The organism is Pseudomonas sp. B21-009 (assembly GCF_024749345.1).
Taxonomy (GTDB): domain Bacteria; phylum Pseudomonadota; class Gammaproteobacteria; order Pseudomonadales; family Pseudomonadaceae; genus Aquipseudomonas.
This window is the reverse complement of the sequence record NZ_CP087199.1, coordinates 2,766,387-2,787,824: the sequence shown is the minus strand read 5'-3', so window position 1 is coordinate 2,787,824 and position 21,438 is coordinate 2,766,387. Positions and strand designations below refer to the sequence as shown.

Below are 21,438 nucleotides of genomic sequence, written 5' to 3'. Positions count from 1 at the left end.
TGTCGCCTCGTCAAGAAGGTTGCAGGGCTGTCAATCAGGTCACGGCGCCGATCTGCCAGGGCACGAATTCGTTCTGCCCGTAGCCGTGCTGTTCACTTTTGCTGCGCTCACCGGAAGCGATGCGCAGCATCTGCTCGAAGATGTAGGCGCCGCGTTCTTCGATGCTGGTGCTGCCGTCGGCGATGCCGCCGCAGTTCACATCCATGTCTTCAAGCTGGTGCTCGAACACCCGGTTGTTGGTGGCCAGCTTGATCGACGGCGCCGGCGCGCAGCCGTAGGCCGAGCCGCGGCCGGTGGTAAAGGCAATCAGGTTGGCGCCGCCGGCGACCTGGCCGGTGGCCGAAACCGGGTCGTAGCCCGGGGTGTCCATGAACACCAGGCCTTTGGCGCGCACCGCTTCGGCGTACTGGTAGACGTCCACCAGGTTGCTGGAGCCGGCCTTGGCCACTGCACCGAGGGATTTCTCCAGGATGGTGGTCAGGCCGCCGGCCTTGTTGCCGGCCGAGGGGTTGTTGTTCAGCGCGGCGTTCATGCGCTGGCAGTAGTCTTCCCACCAATGGATGCGGGCGATGAGTTTCTCGCCCACTTCACGGCTGACCGCGCGGCGCGTGAGCAAGTGCTCGGCGCCGTAGATCTCCGGAGTTTCCGAGAGGATTGCGGTGCCGCCGGCTGCCACCAGGCGGTCAACGGCATTACCCAGGGCCGGGTTGGCGGTGATCCCCGAGTAGCCGTCGGAGCCGCCGCATTGCAGGCCGACTACCAGATGGCGGGCGCTGACCGGCTCGCGTTTGACCCGGTTGGCCTCGGCCAGCAGCGCCTTGACCTGCTCGATGCCGGCGGCGATGGTCTTCGAGGTACCGCCAATGCCCTGGATGGTAAAGGCGCGCAACTGATCGCTGGTTTGCAACTGCTGGGTTTGCAGCAGGCTTTCGATCTGGTTGGTCTCGCAGCCCAGGCCGATGATCAGCACGGCGGCAAAGTTGGGGTGGATGGCGTAGCCGCCCAAGGTCCGGCGCAGCAGGCCCAGGGCTTCGCCGCTGGGGTCTACCGCGCAACCGGCGCCGTGGGTCAAAGCGACCACGCCGTCGATGTTCGGGTAGGCGGCGAGCGCCTCGGGGTGGATGTCGCGGCGAAAGTGGTCGGCCACGGCGCGGGCGACGGTGGCCGAGCAGTTCACCGAAGTCAGAATGCCAATGTAGTTGCGGGTCGCGACCCGGCCGTCGGCACGCACGATGCCCTGGAACTGCGCCTCGCTGGCAGGCGTTGGCCTGGCATCGACGCCGAAGGCATAGTCGCGGGCAAAATCGCCCATCTCGACGTTGTGCACGTGCACATGCTCGCCGGCCTCGATCACTTGCGAGGCAAAACCAATGATCTGCCCGTAGCGGCGCAGCGGCTGGCCTTGCTCCACGCGCTCGGTGGCGACTTTATGCCCGGACGGGACCGCCTGGCGCACGGTGATGGCTTCGGCGTCCAGGTGCTGGCCTTCAACCAGGGCCTGGCGGGCAATCAGTACATTGTCCAGGGGGTTCAAGCGGATAACGGCAGGGTCGCCGCTGCGGGTGCTGGCAATTAGTTGCATGGGACCTCTCAGGGCGGATGCGGCCGGCTTCTTGTTATGGCGCCGCCCGTGCTGTGCCGGGCGAATCTGCGATAACTCTAAGGAGCCCGGCGCAACATTCCCAATGAGATGATCCGATCAAGCGATAACCCAGGGTTATCGCAAGCTGTCAGTCAGCCGTTTTTATCAATCGCCAGCACTGCCCTGCTCTGCCCGTCGCTGGCGGGCGAACTCCAGCAACAGCTCGACAAACGCCTGCGCCGAGGCGCTCAAGGGTTCGTCCTTGCGGGTGATCACCCCGTACTCCAGCGGCGCCAGTTGCAACGGCGACTGTAGCTCGCAGAACTGGCCGCTGCTCAACTGCGCAGCGACCATCGAGCGCGGCAACATGGCGATCATCGGCCCGGACTCGAGCAAATGCAGGAACATCGGCATCGAAATGGTATCGACGCTGTCTGCCGGGGTGGCGATGCCGACCGCCCTGAAGGCTTGTTCCAGACGCTCGCGCAACGGTGTGCCGACCGGATACAGCACCCAAGGCCAGTCGCCCAGGGCCGCCAGTGGCGTCTCGCCTTGCAGAATTAGCGGGTGGTGCTTGTTGACCACCAGGCTGAAGGGTTCCGGTTCCAGGGCCTGGAAGTCGAACAGCTGGCTGAAGCGCTCCTCGGTGAAGCGGCCGATCATCAGGTCGAGCTTGTTCTGCTCAAGCATGGCCAGCAGATGGTCGCTGGATTGCTCGACCACTTCGATCGACAGCAGCGGGCTGCGCGCCTTGATCGCGGCAATCGCCTGGGGCAGCACCAGGGGCGTTGCGGCAAAAATCCCGCCGACGCGAATAAAGCCATGGCCGCCCTTGCGCAGGCGGTTGACCTGGTCGACGAACTGCTGCGACTCGGCCAGCGCCCCTTGCGCATAACGCACCACGTACTCACCGAGTTCGGTGGGCGGCATGCTGCGCGGCAGGCGCTCGAACAGGGCAAAGCCGAACTGCTCTTCAAGGTCGCGCAGCATCTTGCTCAAGGCCGGCTGGCTGAGGTTCATGCGCGTGGCGGTGGCGTGCATGTTGCGCGTGCGCGCCAGGGTGTCGATCAGCACCAGGTGTTTGAAGCGGATCCAGTTGCAGAAACTGGCGTGGGTAATGTCTGAAGCCATCAACGAACTGCCTCTTGCCGATGAATACGCGGGGCTACTGCGCCCGCAGGTAGTGCAACAGGGTTTCCAGGGCCACCGAACGCGGCCGCGAACGCAAGGTCAGCAGCCCCAGGTTGACCATCGAGATCGGCAGTTCCACCGGCAGAATGGCAACCATGGCGTAACGGGCATAATGCTCGGCGACGTCGTTGGGCACCACTGCAATCATGTCCGAGGCCTCAAGCATCGCCGTGGTGGCGAGGATCGAGGCGGTCTCGACGATGTCCAGCGACTGCACCATGCCGGCTGCCTGCAGAGCGTTCTCGACCCGCCGGCGCATGGGGCTGCCGATCGGGTGGAGGATCCAGGTCAGCTCGGCGAGGTCGGCCAGTGCAAGGCGTGCGGCGCTGGCCAGTGGATGCCCGGCACGGGCGACCACGCGCATCTGCTCGTCGCTGTCGAACAGTTCGATGTTCAGCTCGTGACTGTCGCTCTGGTCCGGCAGGCGCCCGACCACCAGGTCGAAATCGCCGCGCAGCAGCGACGGCAGCAAGGTGTCGCTGGTACCGACCTCCAGCGAAATACGCACCTTGGGGTGCTCGCGCTTGTAGGCCAGCACCGCCTGGGTCAGCAGCCCCGGCACCGGGCCCATGACACTACCGACCCGCACCAGGCCGGAGGCGCCGCGGGCCAGTTCAGCGATCTGCGCCTGGGCGTGCTCGAATTCGTGCAGGGCGCCCTGGGCGTAGCGGATCATCACCTCGCCATACAGGGTCGGCTGCATGCCCCGGGGCAAACGCTCGAACAGGCGCACGCCGAGGCGCTCTTCCAGTTGCTGCAGCAACAGGCTGGCCGCAGGTTGCGTGGTGTGCATCGCCGCCGCGGCGCGGCGCAAATTGCCGAACTCGCCCAAGGCGTTGAGCAAGGTGATCTGCCGGCTGGAGATCTTCAGCGCCCCCAGGCTGGCAGGGGCCGGTAGCGCGACGTCGGGTTTAGGAGGCATATCAAATCCGGTATCCCTACTTAGGAATTGGCGATTATGCCTGTATCGCTCGACAACCTACAGTCAGGCCTCCCTGTGCCACCCCAGAACAAGAGCCCGCCATGAGCATACGCATTACCCACTTGAGTGTTCGCGACATCCGCTTTCCTACTTCGCTGTCGCTGGACGGCTCCGACGCGATGAACAGCGCCCCGGACTACTCGGCCTCCTATGTCGTGCTGCACACCGATGCCGACAGCCTCGAAGGCCATGGCCTGACCTTCACTATCGGGCGCGGCAACGAGATCTGCGCCGCCGCCGTGCAATCGCTGGCGCCACTGATTGTCGGCCTGACCCTTGAAGACATCACCGCCGACATGGGCGGCTTCTGGCACCGCTTTACCGCAGGCGACAGCCAGTTGCGCTGGCTCGGCCCGGAAAAAGGCGTGATTCACCTGGCCACCGCCGCCATCGTCAATGCGGTCTGGGACCTGTGGGCCAAGCACGAAGGCAAGCCGGTGTGGAAACTGCTCGCCGACATGAGCCCCGAACAGCTGGTGGGCTGCCTGGACTTCAGCTACGTCACCGACGTGCTCACCCCCGAAGAAGCCATCGCCCTGCTGCGCCGTCAGGTGCCAGGCAAGGCCGAGCGCGAGGCGCAGATGCTGCGCGAAGGCTACCCCGGCTACACCACCGCGCCCGGCTGGCTCGGCTACAGCGAAGAGAAAATGCGCCAGCTGACCCGCGAGGCTATCGCTGACGGCTGGACCCACATCAAGCAGAAAATCGGCGCCAACCTTGAAGACGACATGCGCCGCGCCAGCATCCTGCGCGACGAAATGGGCTGGGAGCGCACGCTGATGATGGACGCCAACCAGGTCTGGAGCGTCGATGAGTCGGTGGCCAACATGCGCCGCCTGGCAGTCTTCGAGCCGCTGTGGATCGAAGAGCCAACCAGCCCCGACGATATTCTCGGCCACGCCGCGATCCGCCAGCGCATCGCGCCGATCGGCGTCGCCACTGGCGAGCATTGCCATAACCGGGTGATGTTCAAGCAGATGTTCCAGGCCGGCGCGCTGGATTTCTGCCAGCTCGATGCCGCACGCCTGGGTGGCCTCAACGAGGTGCTGATCGTGCTGCTGATGGCGGCCAAGTACGATGTGCCGGTGTGCCCGCATGGCGGCGGCGTCGGCCTGTGCGAATATGTGCAGAACATCGCCCTGTTCGACTACATCGCCGTCTCGGCCTCGTTGCACAACCGCGTGCTGGAGTACGTCGACCACCTGCACGAACACTTCATCGACCCGGTGGTGATCCGCCGCGGTCGCTACATGCCGCCGCAACGCCCTGGCTACAGCATCGAAATGCACGCGCAAACCCTGGAGCGCTACCAGTATCCCGATGGCGCCGTGTGGCTGGACATCAACCGTGACTGACTGACCTGAGCCTGCGCGCCGCAGCACGTGCGGCGCGCAGTACGTACATTTGAACGGGGAAAAAACAATGACAATCCTCACTAACTCGACAGCGGCCGCCGCGCCTGCCGTCGCCGACGACCAGCGCCTGAACCGTCTGCTGCTGCGCAAGCTGATGCCGCTGCTGATCGTGGTCTATGTGATGAGTTTTCTGGACCGCACCAACATTGCCCTGGCCAAGGCCAGCATGGGCATCGACCTGGGCCTTTCGGCCGCAGCCTATGGCCTGGGTGCCGGGCTGTTCTTCCTGACCTACGCGCTGGCCGAAGTGCCGAGCAACCTGATCATGCACCGGGTCGGCGCGCGTTTCTGGATCACCCGCATCATGATCACCTGGGGCCTGCTGTCGGCGGGCATGGCCTTCGTCCAGGGCGAAACCTCGTTCTACATCATGCGCCTGCTGCTGGGCGTGGCCGAGGCCGGGTTGTTCCCCGGGGTGATGCTCTACCTGACCTACTGGTTCGACCGCGAGCAACGGGCGCGGGCTACCGGCTATTTTCTGCTCGGGGTGTGCCTGGCGAATATTCTCAGCGGTCCGCTGGGCGGCGCCTTGCTCGAACTCGATGGCCTGCTGGGCTGGCACGGCTGGCAGTGGCTGTTCGTCATAGAAGGCCTGCCGGCGGTAGCTCTGGCCTATGTGGTGTGGAAGAAACTGCCGGACGGCCCGGCCTCCGCGCCCTGGCTGTCGGCGGCCGATGCCCGCGACATCGAGCAGCGCCTGAACGCGGAAAAAGCCTTGGCGCCGCAACAGAGCCGGCTCAGCCAGATGTTCGCCGACAAACAGATCTGGCTGGCGATCGCGGTGTACTTCGTGCACCAGATCACCATCTATACAGTGATCTTCTTCCTGCCGGGCATCATTGGCACCTACGCCGCCTTGACCCCGTTGCAGATCGGCCTGCTGACCTCGGTGCCGTGGATTGCCGCCGCCATCGGCGCCGCCACCCTGCCGCGCCTGGCTACCTCACCGGGGCGTTGCCGCACCCTGCTGTTCTTCGGTTTGCTGACCATGGCCGCCGGCTTGCTGCTGGCGTCGTTGTCGAACTCGTTCATCGGCCTGATCGGTTTCTCGCTGACCGCGCTGATGCTGTTCGTGGTGCAGTCGATCATCTTCGTCTTCCCCTCCAGCCGCCTGAGCGGCAGTGCCCTGGCGGCGGGCCTGGCCTTCGTCACCACCTGCGGGTTGCTCGGCGGTTTTGTCGGGCCGTCGGTGATGGGCCTGATCGAACAGACCACCGGCAACACCCGCAACGGCCTGTGGCTGATCGCCGCGCTGCTGGTGCTGGCGGCGCTGATCAGCACGCGCTTGCGCCAGGGTCAGGAGCCCTAGCATAGCCCGAGGTGACTCCGTCCATCGCAAACCGGCCAGGCCTGTCCATTTTTTGACAAGGCTTGGCCTGCGGATTGCAGAGGCTGGCAATCACCGTCGGGCAGTGACGTAATACTGACGCGACGGCCAGCCCCCCAACGCTTATGGACGCCAGCAATCGCCTTGCTCGGTCACCGGAGAAGTCACGTGTCTACCCTCACTGAAATTGCAGCCAACCACGCCAGAATGATCAACGCCGTGGCCGCCGGCACGAGCGAACCGAGCGAGCGCCCGGCGCTGCTGGTGTTGGGCTTGCAGGCCCCCGCCGGCCTTGACGGGGTAGTCCCGGTACCGCTGGAGCTGATGCTTGCAGCCCAGGAACCCAGCCACTTCACTTGCCTGTCATAAAGGCTGGATAGTCGCTGTAGCCCAGCTCATCCCCGCCAAACAAGCGGCTGCCATCGAACTGCGCCATCGGCCAGCCGTTTGCCAGCCGCGCCGGCAAGTCCGGGTTGGCGACAAAGGGCCGGCCGAAGGCAATCAGGTCGACCAGCCCGGCCTCGAGCAAGGCCTGCGCACGATCCTCGTCGTAGCGCCCGGCAACGATGATGGCGCCGGCAAACACCTGGCGCAGTTCATGGCGGAACGGCTCGGGGATCTGCGGGGCATCGTCCCAGTCGGCTTCGGCCAGGTGCAGGTAGGCAATGCCTTGGGCGCCCAGGGCCTTGGCGGCCTGGAGGATGGTCGGGATGACGTCCGCGCAGTCCATGCCGCGGGCGGTGATGTAGGGCGCCAGGCGCACACCGGTGCGCTGTGCACCGATTTCGTCGGCCACCGCCGCGGCCACCTCCAGCAGAAAGCGGGTACGGTTTTCGCGGCTGCCGCCGTAGGCGTCATTGCGCAGGTTGGAGGTGGTGCGCAAGAACTGGTCGATCAGGTAACCGTTGCCCGCGTGAATCTCGACGCCATCAAAACCCGCCTCGCGGGCATGCCGGGCGGCAAGCCGATAATCCTCGATCACCGCTTGAATGTCTGCCTGGCTCAGGGCCCGTGGCGGGCTGACCTCGACCATGCGCCCGACGCCATCATCGCCCACCACCCACACCTGGGCATCGGCACGCAGCGCTGACGGCGCAACCGGCTGGCCATCGGCATGGAAGCTCGCATGGGACATGCGCCCGACATGCCACAACTGCAGGAAAATCCGTCCGCCTTGGCCATGCACGGCGTCGGTCACCTGACGCCAGCCGGCCACCTGCGCGGAGCTGTAGATGCCGGGGGTGAAGCTATAGCCCTTGCCCTGCGGGCTGATCTGCGTGGCTTCACTGATGATCAGGCCGGCACTGGCGCGCTGGGCGTAATAGGCCGCCATGATGGCGTTGGGCACATCACCGGGCTGGCTGCTGCGCGAGCGGGTCATCGGCGCCATGACGATACGGTTGGGCAACTGCAGTGGGCCCAGTTCAAAGGGTGTGAACAACGAAGCTGAAGTAGACATGCGTGTGGCTCTCCTGAAGTCAGACAGGTGCGTGGTCGCACTGCTGGTAGTCGTGGGTAATGCCGAGGTCGTCGCGATCGAGCGGGCAGTCCAGTTCCAGGACCAGGCCGCCGGGCAGGCTGACAAACAGTTGGCAGATGCGTTGCTCCGGTACCAGCGCGACCTGGTAGGCCAGGCCACTGGCGCGGACGCGTTCGAGCACTGCCGACGCCGGCTGCCGGGTACGCAGGGCCAGATGGCTGAGCTCGGTGTGCGGCCCCTGGATCAGATGCACCAGGGCCTGGTCGCCCTGGTACAGCCATTGCCCGGGAAATGGAAACGCCGGCCTCGGCCCGGGCTCGACGCCCAGCAGGGTTTGCAGCGCAGCCTGAAGCTCGCCGTCGGCGGCGCTGGTGAAGGCCAGGTGATCGAACTGCAGGTCAAGGATCATACTGAGCACCTCTGTGTGGGGTGTCAGCATGATGTTTGATTGAAAGTCGCTGATAAACAGGGCTGTACTGCAATGACTTGTTAGCAATTTTTATAGATGAGTTGAAACCCGCCACTAGGTGCCGGCTGAGGCCAGGTGCAATTTGCGGCTGAGTGTCGCAGGCAGGCGTTCAAATGGTGAGGATATGCTCATAAAAATGTCCAAGCGCAATAAATCACCAATAACCTCTACTTTCAGGCGATCAGCAAAGGCTTCTTCACCACTCACTGGCAAAATTAGCAATTATTTCTAGATGTAACAGCGCTAGAATTGGATCCCATCTGCGATTGGCATCGGTTGCTTGCGGGCAACCGGCGCTGCGCAAAACCGTAGGCACAGGAGAACGCCGCCATGATGTTGAAGGATCCTTCTACCAAGTACCGTCACTTCACCACCGTCGACCTGCCGGACCGCCAGTGGCCGAACCGGGTCCAGCAGGTCGCCCCGACCTGGTGCAGTGTGGACATGCGCGACGGTAACCAGGCGCTGATCGAACCGATGAACGCCGAGCGCAAGCGGCGCTTCTTCGACCTGCTGGTCAAGGTCGGCTTCAAGCAGATCGAGGTGGGTTTCCCGGCGGCCTCGCAAACCGACTTCGATTACGTGCGCGAGCTGGTCGAGAGCGGCGCGATCCCTGACGACGTCACCATCCAGGTGATGACCCAGGCCCGCAGCCACCTGATCGAGCGCACCTTCGAAGCCCTCAAGGGCGTGCCCCGGGCGATTGTCCACGTCTACAACGCCACCGCACCGGTGTTTCGCGAGGTGGTGTTCGGGGTCGACCGCGCCGGCTGCATCGAGATCGCCACCCAGGCCACCCGCGAGATCAAGGCCCACATGCAGGCCAACCCGCACACCCAGTGGACCTACCAGTACTCGCCCGAGACCTTCTGCTTTACCGAGCTGGATTTCGCCCTGGAGATCTGCGAGGCGGTGACCGAGGTGTTCCAGCCCTCGCCAAGCAACAAGATGATCCTCAACCTGCCGACCACCGTCGAGGTCTCGACCGCCAACGTCTTCGCCGACCAGATCGAGTGGTTCTGCCGCCACTTGAGCTGCCGCGACAGCGTGGTCATCAGCGTGCACCCGCACAACGACCGCGGTACCGGCGTGTCGACCGCCGAGCAGGCCTGCCTGGCGGGCGCCGAGCGGGTCGAGGGCACCTTGTTCGGCAACGGTGAGCGCACCGGCAACGTCGATATCCTGACCCTGGCGATGAACCTCTACACCAGCGGTATCAGCCCGCAGCTGGACTTCTCGGACATCATCCACGTGCAGCGCGAAGTCGAGTTCTGCAACCAGTTGCCAACCCACCCACGCCACCCGTATGCCGGCGAACTGGTGTTCACGGCGTTTTCCGGCTCGCACCAGGACGCCATCAAGAAAGGCTTCGCCCACCGGCGCAACCACCCCGAGGGCTACTGGCAGATCCCTTACCTGCCGATCGATCCGGCCGACATGGGCCGCAGCTACGAGGCAGTGATCCGGGTCAACAGCCAGTCCGGCAAAGGCGGCGTCGCCTATCTGCTCGAGCAACACGGCATTGTCCTGCCGCGGCGCCTGCAGATGGAGTTCAGTGGCCTGGTGCAACAAGTGGCCGACGAGGCCGGCCAGGAGATCAGCAGCGACATGATCCTGTCGTGTTTCACCGACAACTACCTTGAGCAAGGCAAGCCCTACACCCTGCAGCAACCTCGGCTTGCCAGCGAAGACAGCTGCACCTACCTCGATGCCCAGCTGGACATCGCCGGCGCGCGCCTGGCGCTCAGCGGCGAAGGCAACGGGCCGTTGGCGGCGCTGGTCAATGCCTTCGCCCAGCAGGGCCTGAACTTCGATATCGCCGACTATCACGAGCACGCCATTCGTGACGGTGCCCAGGCCGAAGCCATCGCCTACGTCGAGATCCGCGTCAACAGCCAGCTGCTGTTCGGTGTCGGCAAAGACAACAGCATCCTCCAGGCGTCGCTCAAGGCCGTGGTCGGTGCCGTGTCGCGGGCCACCCGCCAGGGCTTGCTCAAGCCCCTGCACGCCGCCAGCGTTTCTGCCTGAGGAGAAAGGCATGGAACCATTAGCGATGGACTATGAACATGGCGAGGTCGTGGGCAGCCACTGCCATGCCGAGGACCAGTTGATCTACGCCACCAGCGGGGTCATGCGCGTGTGCAGCGACGAAGGTAACTGGGTGATCCCCTGCGGGCACGCCCTCTGGGTGCCGGCAGGGGTCAGCCACGAGGTTCGCATGAGCGGCGAAGTGAGCATGCGCACCTTGTTGCTCAGCGCCCACGTCGACCGCTGTCAGGTGATCGTGGTCTCGGGGCTGCTGCGCGAGCTGATCCTGGCCTCATCACGCATGCAGGAGCAGCGCGACGAGTCGTTGGGCGAGCATGTGCGCGCGCTGATTCACCGCGAGCTGGAGGCGGCTGAACGCATCGAGGCGCATGTGCCGGTGCCGCAGCATCCACGCCTGCGGGCCTGGTGCGAGCGCTTTCTCGAAGACCCCGCGCAAGACCTCACCCTGGAGCAATGCGGCGCGCAGCTGAACATGAGTGCGCGCACCGTGGCGCGATTGTTCCAGCGCGAGGTGGGGATGTCCTACGGTGAATGGCGCACCCGCACGCGCATGATTCTCAGCCAGCAGCGCCTGGCCGGTGGCATGCCGATCCTGCACGTGGCGCTCGAACACGGCTACCAGAGTGCCAGCGCCTTTGCCGCGATGTTCAAGCGCATCCTCGGCTACACCCCACGCGACTGGCAGGTCAGCGCCCTGGAAGGCAGCGCCACGCGCAGCCACTGAGACCCGCAGCGAGGATGGCGGCCACGCCCTCCTCGCTGCCGGGCCAGGTTGTCCCGGTCACGGCCATGGTTGTCCCGCTCGCGGCAGAAGCGCTGCCCTCCCCTCGTTAATCTGGCATCACGACCCTAGATGTGACTTTCGTGATGCGTGCACTTCGATCCCCGCCGTTCCCCGCCAGGCTTCTCGCCGCCACCAGCCTCCTGGCTGTGCTCTGCGCTTGCACCAGCCAATCCGTAACGACCCCGGCGCCATTGGCACTGCAAGCCGATCCACTGGCCAGCCTGCCCGCCGGCGTCAGCCAGCAGGCCTTGCCCGAGCGCTGGTGGGAGCTGTACCAGGACCCGCAGCTCAACACCTGGGTCCAGCAAGCCCTGGCGCATAACCAGGACCTGGCCCAGGCCGAGGCCAACGTGCAGGCCATGCTCGCCGGTATCGGCGAGTACGACGCCAGACGCTGGCCCTCGACCAGCGTCGAGTTCGGTGCCAGCTACGGCAAAAGTGCCGACGACCAGACCCTGGCCCAGGCCACCGACAGCCATGCGCCGTCGCAATGGGAATTCAACCCGGGCATCGAGCTGGCCTATCAGGTCGATGTCTGGGGCCAGGTGCGGGCTGCCATCGAGCGCGCCCGGGCCCAGGCCGACGCCTCCCGCGAGGCCATGGAGCTGGTGCGTTTGCAGGTGGTGACCCAGACCAGCCGCGCTTACATCGACCAGTGCGTTTACGGCGCGCGCCTGCAGGAAACCGAACAATCCCTGCAGACCCTGGAGCGCAGCGTGCAGCTCAGTGACCGCCAGCGCCAGGCCGGGATCGCCACCGAACTCGATGCGGTGCGCCTGCGCGGGCTGCGCGAGCAGGTCCGCGCGCAACTGCCGATGCTTGAAGCGCGGCGGCAAATGGCGCTGTTCGAACTCAGCGTGCTCAGTGGCCAGCCGCCTGCGGCAATCAGCGCCGGTGCCGCCAGCTGCCGAAGCATCCCGACCCTGAAAGCAGCGTTGCCTGGCGGCGATGGCTGGCAACTGCTGGCCCGCCGCCCGGATGTGCGCAAGGCCGAGCGCGACCTGCGCGCCGCCGACCTTGAAGTCGACATCGTCAAGGCCGACCTGTACCCGAAGGTCAGCTTCGGCGCCTCGCTGACGTCCTCGGACCATCACCTGTCCAACCTCGGTGACAGCCAGGCGGTGATGTTCGCCGTCGGCCCGCTGATCAGCTGGGAGTTCCCCAACATCAAGGCCAACCGCGCCCGGGTCAGCAAGGCCCGGGCCCTGCAGCAAGCGCAGATCGCCCATTACCGCGGCGTGGCCCTGGGCGCGCTCAAGGATGTGCGCCAGGCCCTGGCCGGCTACGACGGCGAACGCCAGCGGGCACAGGCCCTGGATGCGGCCCTGGCGCACAGCCAGCGCGGCTTTGCCCTGGCCCAGGACAACTACCGCGCCGGCACCGTCGATGCCCTCGAGGTACTCGACAGCGAGCGCGACCTGATCAGCGTCCGCGCTCGCCACGTCGAGGCCCAGGGGCGCCTGGCGCGGGCACAAATCAATCTGTTCCGGGCCCTGGGCGGCAGCTGGCAAACGCCACCGGCCGCGGCCGCGACCCTGGTGCAGAGCGCACCTACCGACACTGGAATCCAACCATGAATATTGCCGTTGAAAAACCACCGCTGGCTGCCGATGAGCAGCAGCGCAAAGCCCCTTTGCCCACCCTCACCCGGCGGCGCCTGGCGCTGTACGCCACAGGCGGCCTGAGCGTGGTGGCGGTGCTGGTGTTCGGCGGCTACTGGTTTAGCACCGGGCGCTTTCTGGAGACCACCGATGACGCCTACGTGCGCGCCGACTGGGTGGCCTTGAGCCCGCGCGTGGCCGGCTATGTCGCCCAGGTTGAAGTCGATGACGACCAGGCGGTAAAAGCTGGCGACGTGCTGGTACGCCTGCAAAACCGCGACTATCAGGCCCGCCGCGACCAGGCCGAAGCCGGGGTGGCCGAGGCCCAGGCTGCGCTGACCGCCGCCCAGGCCAGCCAGCAGGTGGCAGTGGAGCGCATCAACCAGCAGCAGCAAACCATCCTCCAGGCCGAATCGGCCGTGCACAGCGCCGAGGCCGAGCGGCGCCGCAGCGAACTGGACATGCAGCGCTACCAGGGCCTGGTGCGCGACAACGCCGCCACCGTGCAGCGCCTGGAATCGGCCAACGCCAATGCCATCCAGGCCCGCGCCGCCTTGCAGAGCGCCCAGGCCCGCCAGCGCGAGCAGCAGTCGCAACTGGCAATGGCCAAGGCCCAGGCGCTGCTGGCCGAGGCGCAGATCAAACAACGTTCGGCAGCCCTGGCCAGCGCCAAGGCCCGCCACGCCCTGGCCGACCAGGACAGCCAGGACACGGTGATCCGCGCCCCTATCGATGGCGTGGTCGGCCAGCGCCGGGTGCGCGCCGGGCAATACGTGGTGCCCGGCCAGCCATTGCTGGCGGTGGTGCCGCTGCACCAGACCTACGTGGTCGCCAACTACAAAGAAACCCAGCTGGCCCACATGCGCCCGGGGCAGCCGGTGGAAATCAGCATCGACAGTTTTTCCAGCCAGCACCTGCGCGGCCGGGTGGCCAGCTTCTCGCCGGCTTCGGGCAATGTCTTCGCCCTGCTGCCCTCGGACAACGCCACCGGCAACTTCACCAAGATCGTCCAGCGCTTTCCCGTGCGCATCCTGCTCGACCCGGCCGAGGACGGCGTGCAGGTGCTGCCGGGAATGTCGGTGGTAACCACCGTCGACACCCGTGGGGAGCCTGCCGATGAGCAGTGAACAGCCGGTCTCGTTGCGGGCCTGGGTGGCCGTGATCGGCGGCTTGTTCGGCTGTTTCATGGCCGGCATGAACGTCCACGTCACCAGCGCTGCGCTGCCGGAAATCCGCGGTTCGCTGGGCGCCAGTTTCGAGGAAGGCTCGTGGATCTCCACCGCCTACCTGGTGGCGGAGATCGTCATGATTCCGCTCACGGCCTGGCTGGTCGAAGTGTTCTCCATGCGCCGGGTGATGTGGACCGGCTCGTTCATCTTCCTGCTGGCCTCGATCGCCTGCTCCTGGGCGCCCAACCTCGAGGCGATGATCATTATCCGGGTGATCCAGGGCGCCGCCGGCGCGGTGCTGATCCCGCTGTCGTTCCAGCTGATCATCACCGAACTGCCGGCCAGCAAGATGGCCATGGGCATGGCCCTGTTCAGTCTCGCCAACAGTGTCGCCCAGGCCGCGGGGCCGTCGATTGGCGGCTGGTTGACCGATGCCTATTCCTGGCGCTGGATTTTCTACCTGCAGCTGTTCCCCGGGGTGGCGCTATTGATTGCCATCGCCTGGTCGATCGAGGCCAAGCCGATGAAGCTTGAGTTACTGCGCCGCGGCGACTGGCTGGGGATCTTCGCCATGGTCGTGGGCCTGGGCGGCCTGCAGATCGTGCTCGAGGAAGGTGGGCGCCTGGACTGGTTCGGCTCGGGCTACATCCTCGGCATGTCGGTGGCCGCCGGCATCGCCCTGGTGGTGTTTGTGGTCACCCAGCTGTACGGCAGCCGCGCCTTCATCAACCTGCGCCTGCTCGGGCGCTACAACTTTGGCGTGGCCAGCGTCGCCATGTTCATCTTTGGCGGCGCCACCTTCGGCCTGGTGTTCCTGGTGCCCAACTACCTCTCGCAGTTGCAGGGTTTCAGCGCCCGCGATGTCGGCGTCAGCCTGATCGCCTATGGCCTGGTGCAATTGCTGCTGGCGCCGCTGATGCCGCGGTTGATGGCCTGGACCAGCGCCAAGTTCATGGTTGCCAGCGGCTTTCTGATCATGGCCCTGGGCTGCTGGCTGGGCGCCAGCCTCAACGTCGACAGCGCCGACAACGTCATCATCCCCTCCACCGTGGTTCGCGGCATCGGCCAGCCGTTCATCATGGTGGCGCTGTCGGTGCTGGCGGTGGCGGGCCTGGACAAGCGCGAAGCGGGCTCGGCATCGGCGGTGTTTTCCATGCTGCGCAACCTCGGTGGCGCCATCGGTACCGCCGGGCTGACGCAGATCGTTGCCACCCGTGAGCGCTACCACAGCGAGCGTATTCACGAACATGTCACGGTGTTTTCGCCAGGTTTGCAGGAGCGCCTCAACCAGGCGGTGCACACCTGGCTGCCGCAACAGCAGCAGATACTGGAGGGTCTGGCTGCAACCATACGCCGCGAGGCGTACCTGATGGCCTACAGCGATGCGTTTTATGTCGCCTGCCTGGCCCTGATTGGCTGCGCAGTAGCAGCGCTGGTGCTGCGCACCCAGCGGGCGGCCTGAAGTTTACATGTAATTAATAGTTATAACGGTATTAGCGAACAGGGAGTTCAGTGGTATGGCATGCGCCAAATCTAATTAAATAGCGATAAAAAACGCTATTAACAGCCTCTTGCCGCTTGGCAACTTCAGTAATGAAGTTGCCTTTTTCGCGTACCTGCAAGTTATTAATCCGCCCCTAAATTTTATGTTTGCGAAGTCTTGATTTGTAACTTCTTATGTCTTAGCTTTCCGTTGCCTGGCGCCATAACGGTTCCGGCCACTGCATGACGCAAACGCGCCAACAGGCCAGTTTCTGGCCACCTGTGCGGCTGCCCTAAAAACGATAACGCTGTTTTATATCCCGACAAAAAACCTGATAACCGAGGAAAACATGCACAATCAAAAAGCCGTTCTTGAACACAACAAAACCGAACTTGGCAACCACCCGATCTTCGCTGAAATCGGTTCTTTGCAGGTATTGCGCACGTTCATGGAGACCCATGTTTTTGCGGTCTGGGACTTCATGTCGCTGACCAAGCGCCTGCAGCAGGAACTGACCTGCACCCGCCTGCCGTGGCTACCACCGCTGGACCCCGCCGCCGCCCACCTGATCAACGAAATCGTCCTCGGTGAAGAGTCCGACCAGAACCTGCAAGGCGGCCACTACAGCCACTTCGAACTGTACCTGCACGCCATGCGCGAGATTGGCGCGAGCACCGACCGTATCGAGCATTTTGTCCGTCTGCTGCGCGGCGGCGTCGAGCTTGACGAAGCCCTGCAGCACTGCCATGCCTCGCCGGCAGCGGTGCAGTTTGTCAGCAACACCCTCGACACCGCCATCAACGCCAAGCCTCATGAAGTCGCCGCAGCCTTTCTGCACGGGCGTGAAAGCGTGATCCCACGGATGTTCCAGACCATTCTCGATGACTGGGACATCGGTACCGACCAGGCCCCGACGTTCCGCTACTACCTGCAGCGCCATATCGACGTCGACTCCGACGACCATGGCCCGGCCGCCGAAAAACTGCTCGATCGCCTGGTCCAGGGCGACCCGCAGCGCCAGCAGGAAGTCTACGCCGCCGCCATTGCCGCAGTCGAAAGCCGCCGCGTGCTGTGGGACGAACTGCGCGCCGAAATGGCCGTGCAGATCGCCGAGTGTGTCGCATGAAGTTCGAAGTCATCGAGCACGACCAGGCCACCTGGCAAGCGGTCAGCAGCGAGCGTGGCATCACCCTCACGGTGTTCAAGGACACCCTCGATGCCAACACCCGTACCGGTATCCGCACACGCCTGGTGCGCTTTAACCCCGGCGGCGGCACGCGTGAAATCTATACCCATGATTACCACGAAGAAGTGTATTTGATCGAAGGTGATCAAACCGAACAGGCCGCGCCGGGGCGTGCACAAAAGACCTACGGGCAAGGCAGTTACTTCTTTCGCGCGGCGCACACGGAACATGGTCCGTTTCATTCGGAGCAGGGCTGCCTGTTATTTGAAGTTCATTACTATTGAACGGTGGGCAAGGTTAAATGAACGCACATGAGTATCAGTCTTTCGCCGACTCCTGGGAGCGGCGAGCGACCATTCGCACGCGTCCGCGGCGCACTGTGGAAGATGACGGCAAGTTGATTTACCCGACCAGCCGTCAACCCCTGGTGACCAGCGCCGTCTTTATGGAACAGTGCCCGCACTTGACAGACTTTGCCCTGGTGCAAAGTCTCTACAAGTTCATTAATGACGTGGTGATCTTCGAAACCGAGATTGTCGACAAAACCGCACGCAGCATTGCCAAGGACAGCTTTGCGATCCGCTTTCCGTTTGCCTGCCGCTACGACGCCATGACCGTGGTGGTGGATGAGGACTACCACGCCCTGGTGGCCATGGACTACCTGCAGCAGACCATCGAGCTGACCGGTATCGAGCCCATCGCCCTGCCGCGGGAAATCGAGCTCAGCCGCTCGATCCCCAAAGCCATGGAGATGGCCCCCGAACACCTGAAAGCGGCGGTCGAGCTGATTTGCGTGGCGGTTGCCGAGAACACCCTGACCAATGATGTCGCCGCCTTCGCCCGCGACGACACGGTCAAGGAATCGGTCAAGGGCCTGATGGCTGACCACCTGGCCGACGAAGGCCGGCATTCGAGCTTCTGGGCGCGGCTGACGCGCATCTACTGGAGTGCGGCGCCGGCTGAAGACCGGCAGATCCTCGCTTCGATCATGCCGGTGTTCCTCTGCCACTACCTGACCAACGACATCCAGAAAGCCTTCGACCTGGCGCTGATTGCCCACCTGGACACCAGTGAGCAGGTCAAGGCAGCGCTGCGCCTGGAAGTTGAAGCCATGGACTTCCCGATCACCCCGGGGCATCCCCTGGTGGGCAACATCATGCGGTTTTTCCGCGCCAGCGCAATGCTCGAAGATCCGGCCGTGCAGTCTTCCCTGGCCGCCTACCTGATCTGACATCAAAGGAATCAATGCCGATGAGACGTCTTGAAATTCTGCTGTGCGGGAGCAGCCGCGGGCTGGCCTGCCTGGCGGACGAGTTGCGGCGAATGGGCCATGGTGCCCATTTGCTCGACACGCCGGCCAGTTACGATCACTGGCAACTCCACGCCTCGGACCTGGTCATCGACGACGCGACCCTGGCGCCGTGGCCGGAAACGGGCAACACCTGGCAAGTCTCGTTGCAGGTCAGCGGCAGCGACCTCAGCGACCCGCTGCAAGACCTGCAACTGCACCTGCTGGGCCGCCAGGGCAGCCAGCCCTGGCAATGCCTGGAACGCCAGGATGTACCTGCAGAGGCCTCGGGCAACGGCGCCGACCTGGTGAACAGGGCCGTGCAGGAACTGGTCGAGGCGGCAGCGGCGCATGTCAGCGGCTACTCGCGCCATGACGACTACTTCAGCCAGTACCGCTTCCAGGCCCTGGGCCAGGTGCCCAGCGCCGGGCTGGGCGTGCTCGACACCCTGGCCTTCGCCCACCGTTGCAACCGCACGGCAGCGCCGGCCATTAGCGAGGCGGCCAGCGTGCCGTTCATCCAGCGCCTGGCCGCCAGCCTGCGCCAGCACCATGACGCCCCGGCCTTGCTGGTCGAAGGCCGCAGCGTCAGCTATGGCGAGCTGCATGCCCTGAGCGTGGCGATCCAGGAGCGCCTGGTGCCGCTGCTGGGTGAAGACCGGCAGCAGCCGGTGGTGGCCATCGCCCTGGGCAAGGGCGTGGCCCTCTACGCCTCGATTCTCGCCGTGCTCGGCTGCGGCGCCCTGTACCTGCCGCTGGACCCCAGCCACCCCGCCGAACGCCGGGCGCTGATCGTCGAACATGCCCGGGCGCGGATCGTCATCCACGACGATAACCTGGCCATCCCCGCCGGTTGCATCGGCCTGGATGTCAGCCACCTGAGCGCCGTGCACCAGGGCGCCGATGGCCACCAGGGCATTGCCCTGGCCCAGCATCAGTCGCTGCTGCGCGGCACCTGGGAAGGTGCGCGGCCGTGCGTGGCGATCTACACCTCGGGCACCACCGGAACGCCCAAAGGCGTGCAGTTGACCGTTGCCAACCTCAGCCACTTCTGTGCCTGGTACGCCGAGCATGTCGAGGTCGGGCCCAAGACCCGCGCCTTGCAGTTCTCGACCATCAACTTCGATGCTTCGCTGCTGGACATCTTCCCGACCTTGCTCGAAGGCGGTTGCCTGGTGGTGCCCAACGAGGACCAGCGCCGCGACCCGCTGGCCCTGGCGCAACTGGTGGTCCAGGCCGAAGTCAGCCATGCCTTCCTGCCACCGGCGCTGCTGAGCATCCTGCCGCTGCACAGCCTGCGCGGCATGACCCACCTGATCACCGGCGGCGATGTGTGCGAGCCGCACGTGATCGACGCCCTGGCCGAGCACTGCCACCTGCACAACATCTACGGCCCCACCGAAACCACGGTGCTGGCCACCAGCCGGGTGATGCGCGCCGGCGACTCCAACCGCCTGCTCGGCCTGCCGATCGCCAATACCCGCCTGTACCTGCTCGACGAGCAAGGCCTGCCGGTGTCCGAAGGCCAGAGCGGCGAGATCTACATCGCCGGGCCCGGCGTCGGTGCCGGCTACCTGCACAACCCCGCCGCCAGCGCCGAGCGCTACCTGAACGGCAGCGGCGGCCTGCACGGCGAGCGCCTGTACCGCACCGGCGACCTGGCGCGCTGGGGCCGCGCCGGCGTGGAAATCATCGGCCGCCTGGACAATCAGGTGAAGATCCGCGGCTTTCGGGTCGAGCCCGAAGAGATCGAGCACGTGCTGCGCAGCAGCAACCTGTTCGGCCAGCAGGCCGTGGTGATCGATGAGCAGCGGCGCATCCTGGCGTTCTTCGCCGAACCGCGCAACGGTGATGCGCACAGCGCCACCGAAGCCTTGAAGGCCCATGCCCAGCAGCACTTGCCGGACTACATGCGCCCTGCCCGCTGGCGCCTGCTCGAGACCCTGCCCGCGACCACCAACGGCAAGATCGATCGCAAGGCCCTGCGCCTGATGCCCGACGACAGCCGTCAGCGCCAGGTGCGCGCCCAGCCGCTGAGCGCAGCCACGCAAAGCCTGCTGGCGATCTGGGCCAAGCTGCTGGAAATCGACGCCGACGACATCGGCCTGGACGAGAGCTTCTTCAACCTCGGCGGCCATTCGATCCTGCTCTCGCGCATGCTCATGGACATTCGCGAGACCTTTGCCAAGGGCGTGTCGATCAACCGCTTCATCGAGCAGCCAACCCTGACCAACCTGGCGCGCCTGCTCGAGCAGGACGACGCCGGCGATGCGGTGGTCAGCGCCCGGGCCCTGGCCGACGCCAACCTCAGTGTCGACCTTGAGGTGCTGCCGCTCAGCCGCCAGGGTGACGTGCACAAGGTCATCGTCACCGGCGCCAATGGCTTTCTTGGTGTGCACCTGGTCGAGGCTCTGCTCGAACTGGGCTCCAGCGAAGTCGCCTGCCTGGTACGCGCATCCCCCGGGCAATCGGCGCAGCAGCGTTTTGCCCAGGCCCTGGTCGACAACCGCCTCGAACACCTGGACATGAGCCGTGTGCGGGTGCTGGCCGCCGACATCAGCCAGCCGCTGCTGGGCCTGAGCGCCGAAGCGTACGAACACCTGGACCGCGACTACGGCGCGCTGATCTACAACGCAGCCAACGTCAACCACGTGCTCGACTACGAGTCGCTGATCAAGGACAACGTGGCGCCGCTGCTTGAATGCCTGAAACTGTGCGAGGGGCGCAGCAAGAAGATCTTCAACTTCATCTCCACCCTGTCGGCCTCCAGCAGCATCGATGCCCAGGGCCGGGTGCTGGAAACCCCGCCCGCGGCGACGCCGCCGATCTACATCCGCAATGGCTACAACCTGTCCAAGTGGGTCGGCGAGCGGATTCTCTGGAACGCCTGCGAGCGTGGCGTGCGGGTCAATATCTATCGCCCCGGGAACATTGCCTTCAATACCCGCACCGGCGTCTGCCAACCGCACCAGAACCGCCTGATGCTGATGCTCAAGGGCTCGCTGCAACTGAAGGAAGTGCCGCAACTGTCGCTGAACTTCGACCTGATGCCGGTGGATTTCCTCGCGCGCTTCATCGGTTTTCATGCCAGCCGCCACACCATCAACCGCGCGGTGTTCAACCTGCACAACCCGACGCCGCTGAGCTGGGACAACTACGTCGAGGCGTTCCGCCACATGGGCCACGACTTCCAGCTGGTGCCGGTCAGCCGCTGGCAGCAGCGGCTCTCGACCATCGGCAGCGACAACGCCCTGTTCGGTGTAGTCGGTTTCTACCTCAACGGTTTTGAGGAAGACATCGGCGACATCTCGATGATCGAGCACGGCAATGCCCGCCACGGCATCGACAACATGGGCGAGGAGTACCCCGCCAAAAGCCCGACCCTGCTGCGCCGGGGTTGTGAATTCCTCAAAGAAATCGACTTCATCTAAC

At 64.8% G+C, this 21,438-nt stretch carries 17 protein-coding genes; 12 read left to right on the top strand and 5 right to left on the bottom strand.

Going from position 1 to position 21,438, the window contains the following annotated elements:
- Window positions 1-34 precede the first annotated feature (34 nt).
- The 3 genes from LOY34_RS12670 to LOY34_RS12660 all read right to left on the bottom strand — a co-directional run bounded on the left by LOY34_RS12670 (window position 35) and on the right by LOY34_RS12660 (window position 3,695).
- The gene (locus LOY34_RS12670) at window positions 35-1,582 is read right to left on the bottom strand and encodes a UxaA family hydrolase (protein WP_195883980.1); all 1,548 of its coding nucleotides are present in this window, start codon (window positions 1,580-1,582) and stop codon (window positions 35-37) included.
- Window positions 1,583-1,747: 165 nt separating this feature from the next.
- Complete coding sequence (locus tag LOY34_RS12665) at window positions 1,748-2,713, bottom strand: LysR family transcriptional regulator (RefSeq protein WP_195883979.1); 966 nt, start codon at window positions 2,711-2,713, stop codon at window positions 1,748-1,750.
- A gap of 34 nt (window positions 2,714-2,747) precedes the next feature.
- Window positions 2,748-3,695, bottom strand: a complete 948-nt coding sequence (locus LOY34_RS12660) for a LysR substrate-binding domain-containing protein (protein ID WP_195883978.1) — start codon at window positions 3,693-3,695, stop codon at window positions 2,748-2,750.
- Between the two features lie 101 nt (window positions 3,696-3,796).
- Here LOY34_RS12660 and LOY34_RS12655 point away from each other — a divergent pair, with 101 nt between their 5' ends.
- The 3 genes from LOY34_RS12655 to LOY34_RS12645 all read left to right on the top strand — a co-directional run bounded on the left by LOY34_RS12655 (window position 3,797) and on the right by LOY34_RS12645 (window position 6,866).
- On the top strand, window positions 3,797-5,110 hold the full coding sequence (locus LOY34_RS12655; protein WP_045198901.1) for an L-fuconate dehydratase: 1,314 nt from the start codon (window positions 3,797-3,799) through the stop codon (window positions 5,108-5,110).
- 67 nt (window positions 5,111-5,177) lie between these two features.
- Window positions 5,178-6,479, top strand: a complete 1,302-nt coding sequence (locus tag LOY34_RS12650; RefSeq protein ID WP_258664994.1) for an MFS transporter — start codon at window positions 5,178-5,180, stop codon at window positions 6,477-6,479.
- A gap of 186 nt (window positions 6,480-6,665) precedes the next feature.
- Complete coding sequence (locus tag LOY34_RS12645) at window positions 6,666-6,866, top strand: hypothetical protein (protein ID WP_195883976.1); 201 nt, start codon at window positions 6,666-6,668, stop codon at window positions 6,864-6,866.
- Here the strand turns inward: LOY34_RS12645 and LOY34_RS12640 are convergent.
- Both LOY34_RS12640 and LOY34_RS12635 read right to left on the bottom strand, forming a co-directional pair.
- Window positions 6,850-7,956 (bottom strand): alkene reductase, encoded by a 1,107-nt coding sequence (locus LOY34_RS12640; RefSeq protein WP_258664992.1) that lies wholly within the window; start codon window positions 7,954-7,956, stop codon window positions 6,850-6,852. The genes LOY34_RS12645 and LOY34_RS12640 overlap by 17 nt on opposite strands.
- A 19-nt stretch (window positions 7,957-7,975) precedes the next feature.
- Window positions 7,976-8,386: a hypothetical protein gene (locus LOY34_RS12635; RefSeq protein ID WP_195883974.1), complete on the bottom strand. Its 411-nt coding sequence runs from the start codon at window positions 8,384-8,386 to the stop codon at window positions 7,976-7,978.
- A gap of 390 nt (window positions 8,387-8,776) precedes the next feature.
- On the opposite strand from LOY34_RS12635, the gene leuA reads away from it, so the two are divergent.
- From leuA to LOY34_RS12590, 9 genes are all read left to right on the top strand, one after another.
- Window positions 8,777-10,474 (top strand): 2-isopropylmalate synthase, encoded by a 1,698-nt coding sequence (gene leuA / locus LOY34_RS12630; RefSeq protein ID WP_258664988.1) that lies wholly within the window; start codon window positions 8,777-8,779, stop codon window positions 10,472-10,474.
- Between the two features lie 10 nt (window positions 10,475-10,484).
- Window positions 10,485-11,219, top strand: coding sequence for a helix-turn-helix transcriptional regulator (locus LOY34_RS12625; protein WP_045198892.1), 735 nt, complete (start codon window positions 10,485-10,487; stop codon window positions 11,217-11,219).
- A 143-nt stretch (window positions 11,220-11,362) separates the two neighbouring features.
- Window positions 11,363-12,856, top strand: coding sequence for an efflux transporter outer membrane subunit (locus LOY34_RS12620; protein ID WP_195883972.1), 1,494 nt, complete (start codon window positions 11,363-11,365; stop codon window positions 12,854-12,856).
- The gene (locus LOY34_RS12615; protein WP_195883971.1) at window positions 12,853-14,007 is read left to right on the top strand and encodes an HlyD family secretion protein; all 1,155 of its coding nucleotides are present in this window, start codon (window positions 12,853-12,855) and stop codon (window positions 14,005-14,007) included. Before LOY34_RS12620 ends, LOY34_RS12615 begins: the two co-directional genes overlap by 4 nt.
- Window positions 13,997-15,511, top strand: a complete 1,515-nt coding sequence (locus tag LOY34_RS12610; RefSeq protein ID WP_045198886.1) for a DHA2 family efflux MFS transporter permease subunit — start codon at window positions 13,997-13,999, stop codon at window positions 15,509-15,511. Before LOY34_RS12615 ends, LOY34_RS12610 begins: the two co-directional genes overlap by 11 nt.
- A gap of 370 nt (window positions 15,512-15,881) precedes the next feature.
- Window positions 15,882-16,658, top strand: coding sequence for a DUF3050 domain-containing protein (locus LOY34_RS12605; protein ID WP_258664984.1), 777 nt, complete (start codon window positions 15,882-15,884; stop codon window positions 16,656-16,658).
- Window positions 16,655-17,002: a DUF4437 domain-containing protein gene (locus LOY34_RS12600; RefSeq protein WP_045198882.1), complete on the top strand. Its 348-nt coding sequence runs from the start codon at window positions 16,655-16,657 to the stop codon at window positions 17,000-17,002. Before LOY34_RS12605 ends, LOY34_RS12600 begins: the two co-directional genes overlap by 4 nt.
- A gap of 17 nt (window positions 17,003-17,019) precedes the next feature.
- Window positions 17,020-17,949, top strand: coding sequence for a diiron oxygenase (locus LOY34_RS12595; RefSeq protein ID WP_195883970.1), 930 nt, complete (start codon window positions 17,020-17,022; stop codon window positions 17,947-17,949).
- A gap of 20 nt (window positions 17,950-17,969) precedes the next feature.
- Window positions 17,970-21,437, top strand: coding sequence for an amino acid adenylation domain-containing protein (locus LOY34_RS12590; RefSeq protein WP_195883969.1), 3,468 nt, complete (start codon window positions 17,970-17,972; stop codon window positions 21,435-21,437).
- The last annotated feature ends 1 nt before the right edge of the window (window position 21,438 follow it).

Coding starts and splice junctions, on each gene's coding strand:
- LOY34_RS12590 (WP_195883969.1), top strand. CDS start 17,970: ATGAGACGTCTTGAAATTCTGCTGTGCGGGAGCAGCCGCGGGCTGGCC.
- LOY34_RS12670 (WP_195883980.1), bottom strand. CDS start 1,582: ATGCAACTAATTGCCAGCACCCGCAGCGGCGACCCTGCCGTTATCCGC.
- LOY34_RS12635 (WP_195883974.1), bottom strand. CDS start 8,386: ATGATCCTTGACCTGCAGTTCGATCACCTGGCCTTCACCAGCGCCGCC.
- LOY34_RS12625 (WP_045198892.1), top strand. CDS start 10,485: ATGGAACCATTAGCGATGGACTATGAACATGGCGAGGTCGTGGGCAGC.
- LOY34_RS12600 (WP_045198882.1), top strand. CDS start 16,655: ATGAAGTTCGAAGTCATCGAGCACGACCAGGCCACCTGGCAAGCGGTC.
- LOY34_RS12665 (WP_195883979.1), bottom strand. CDS start 2,713: ATGGCTTCAGACATTACCCACGCCAGTTTCTGCAACTGGATCCGCTTC.
- LOY34_RS12655 (WP_045198901.1), top strand. CDS start 3,797: ATGAGCATACGCATTACCCACTTGAGTGTTCGCGACATCCGCTTTCCT.
- LOY34_RS12620 (WP_195883972.1), top strand. CDS start 11,363: ATGCGTGCACTTCGATCCCCGCCGTTCCCCGCCAGGCTTCTCGCCGCC.
- LOY34_RS12650 (WP_258664994.1), top strand. CDS start 5,178: ATGACAATCCTCACTAACTCGACAGCGGCCGCCGCGCCTGCCGTCGCC.
- LOY34_RS12605 (WP_258664984.1), top strand. CDS start 15,882: ATGCACAATCAAAAAGCCGTTCTTGAACACAACAAAACCGAACTTGGC.
- LOY34_RS12640 (WP_258664992.1), bottom strand. CDS start 7,956: ATGTCTACTTCAGCTTCGTTGTTCACACCCTTTGAACTGGGCCCACTG.
- LOY34_RS12595 (WP_195883970.1), top strand. CDS start 17,020: ATGAACGCACATGAGTATCAGTCTTTCGCCGACTCCTGGGAGCGGCGA.
- LOY34_RS12615 (WP_195883971.1), top strand. CDS start 12,853: ATGAATATTGCCGTTGAAAAACCACCGCTGGCTGCCGATGAGCAGCAG.
- leuA (WP_258664988.1), top strand. CDS start 8,777: ATGATGTTGAAGGATCCTTCTACCAAGTACCGTCACTTCACCACCGTC.
- LOY34_RS12610 (WP_045198886.1), top strand. CDS start 13,997: ATGAGCAGTGAACAGCCGGTCTCGTTGCGGGCCTGGGTGGCCGTGATC.
- LOY34_RS12660 (WP_195883978.1), bottom strand. CDS start 3,695: ATGCCTCCTAAACCCGACGTCGCGCTACCGGCCCCTGCCAGCCTGGGG.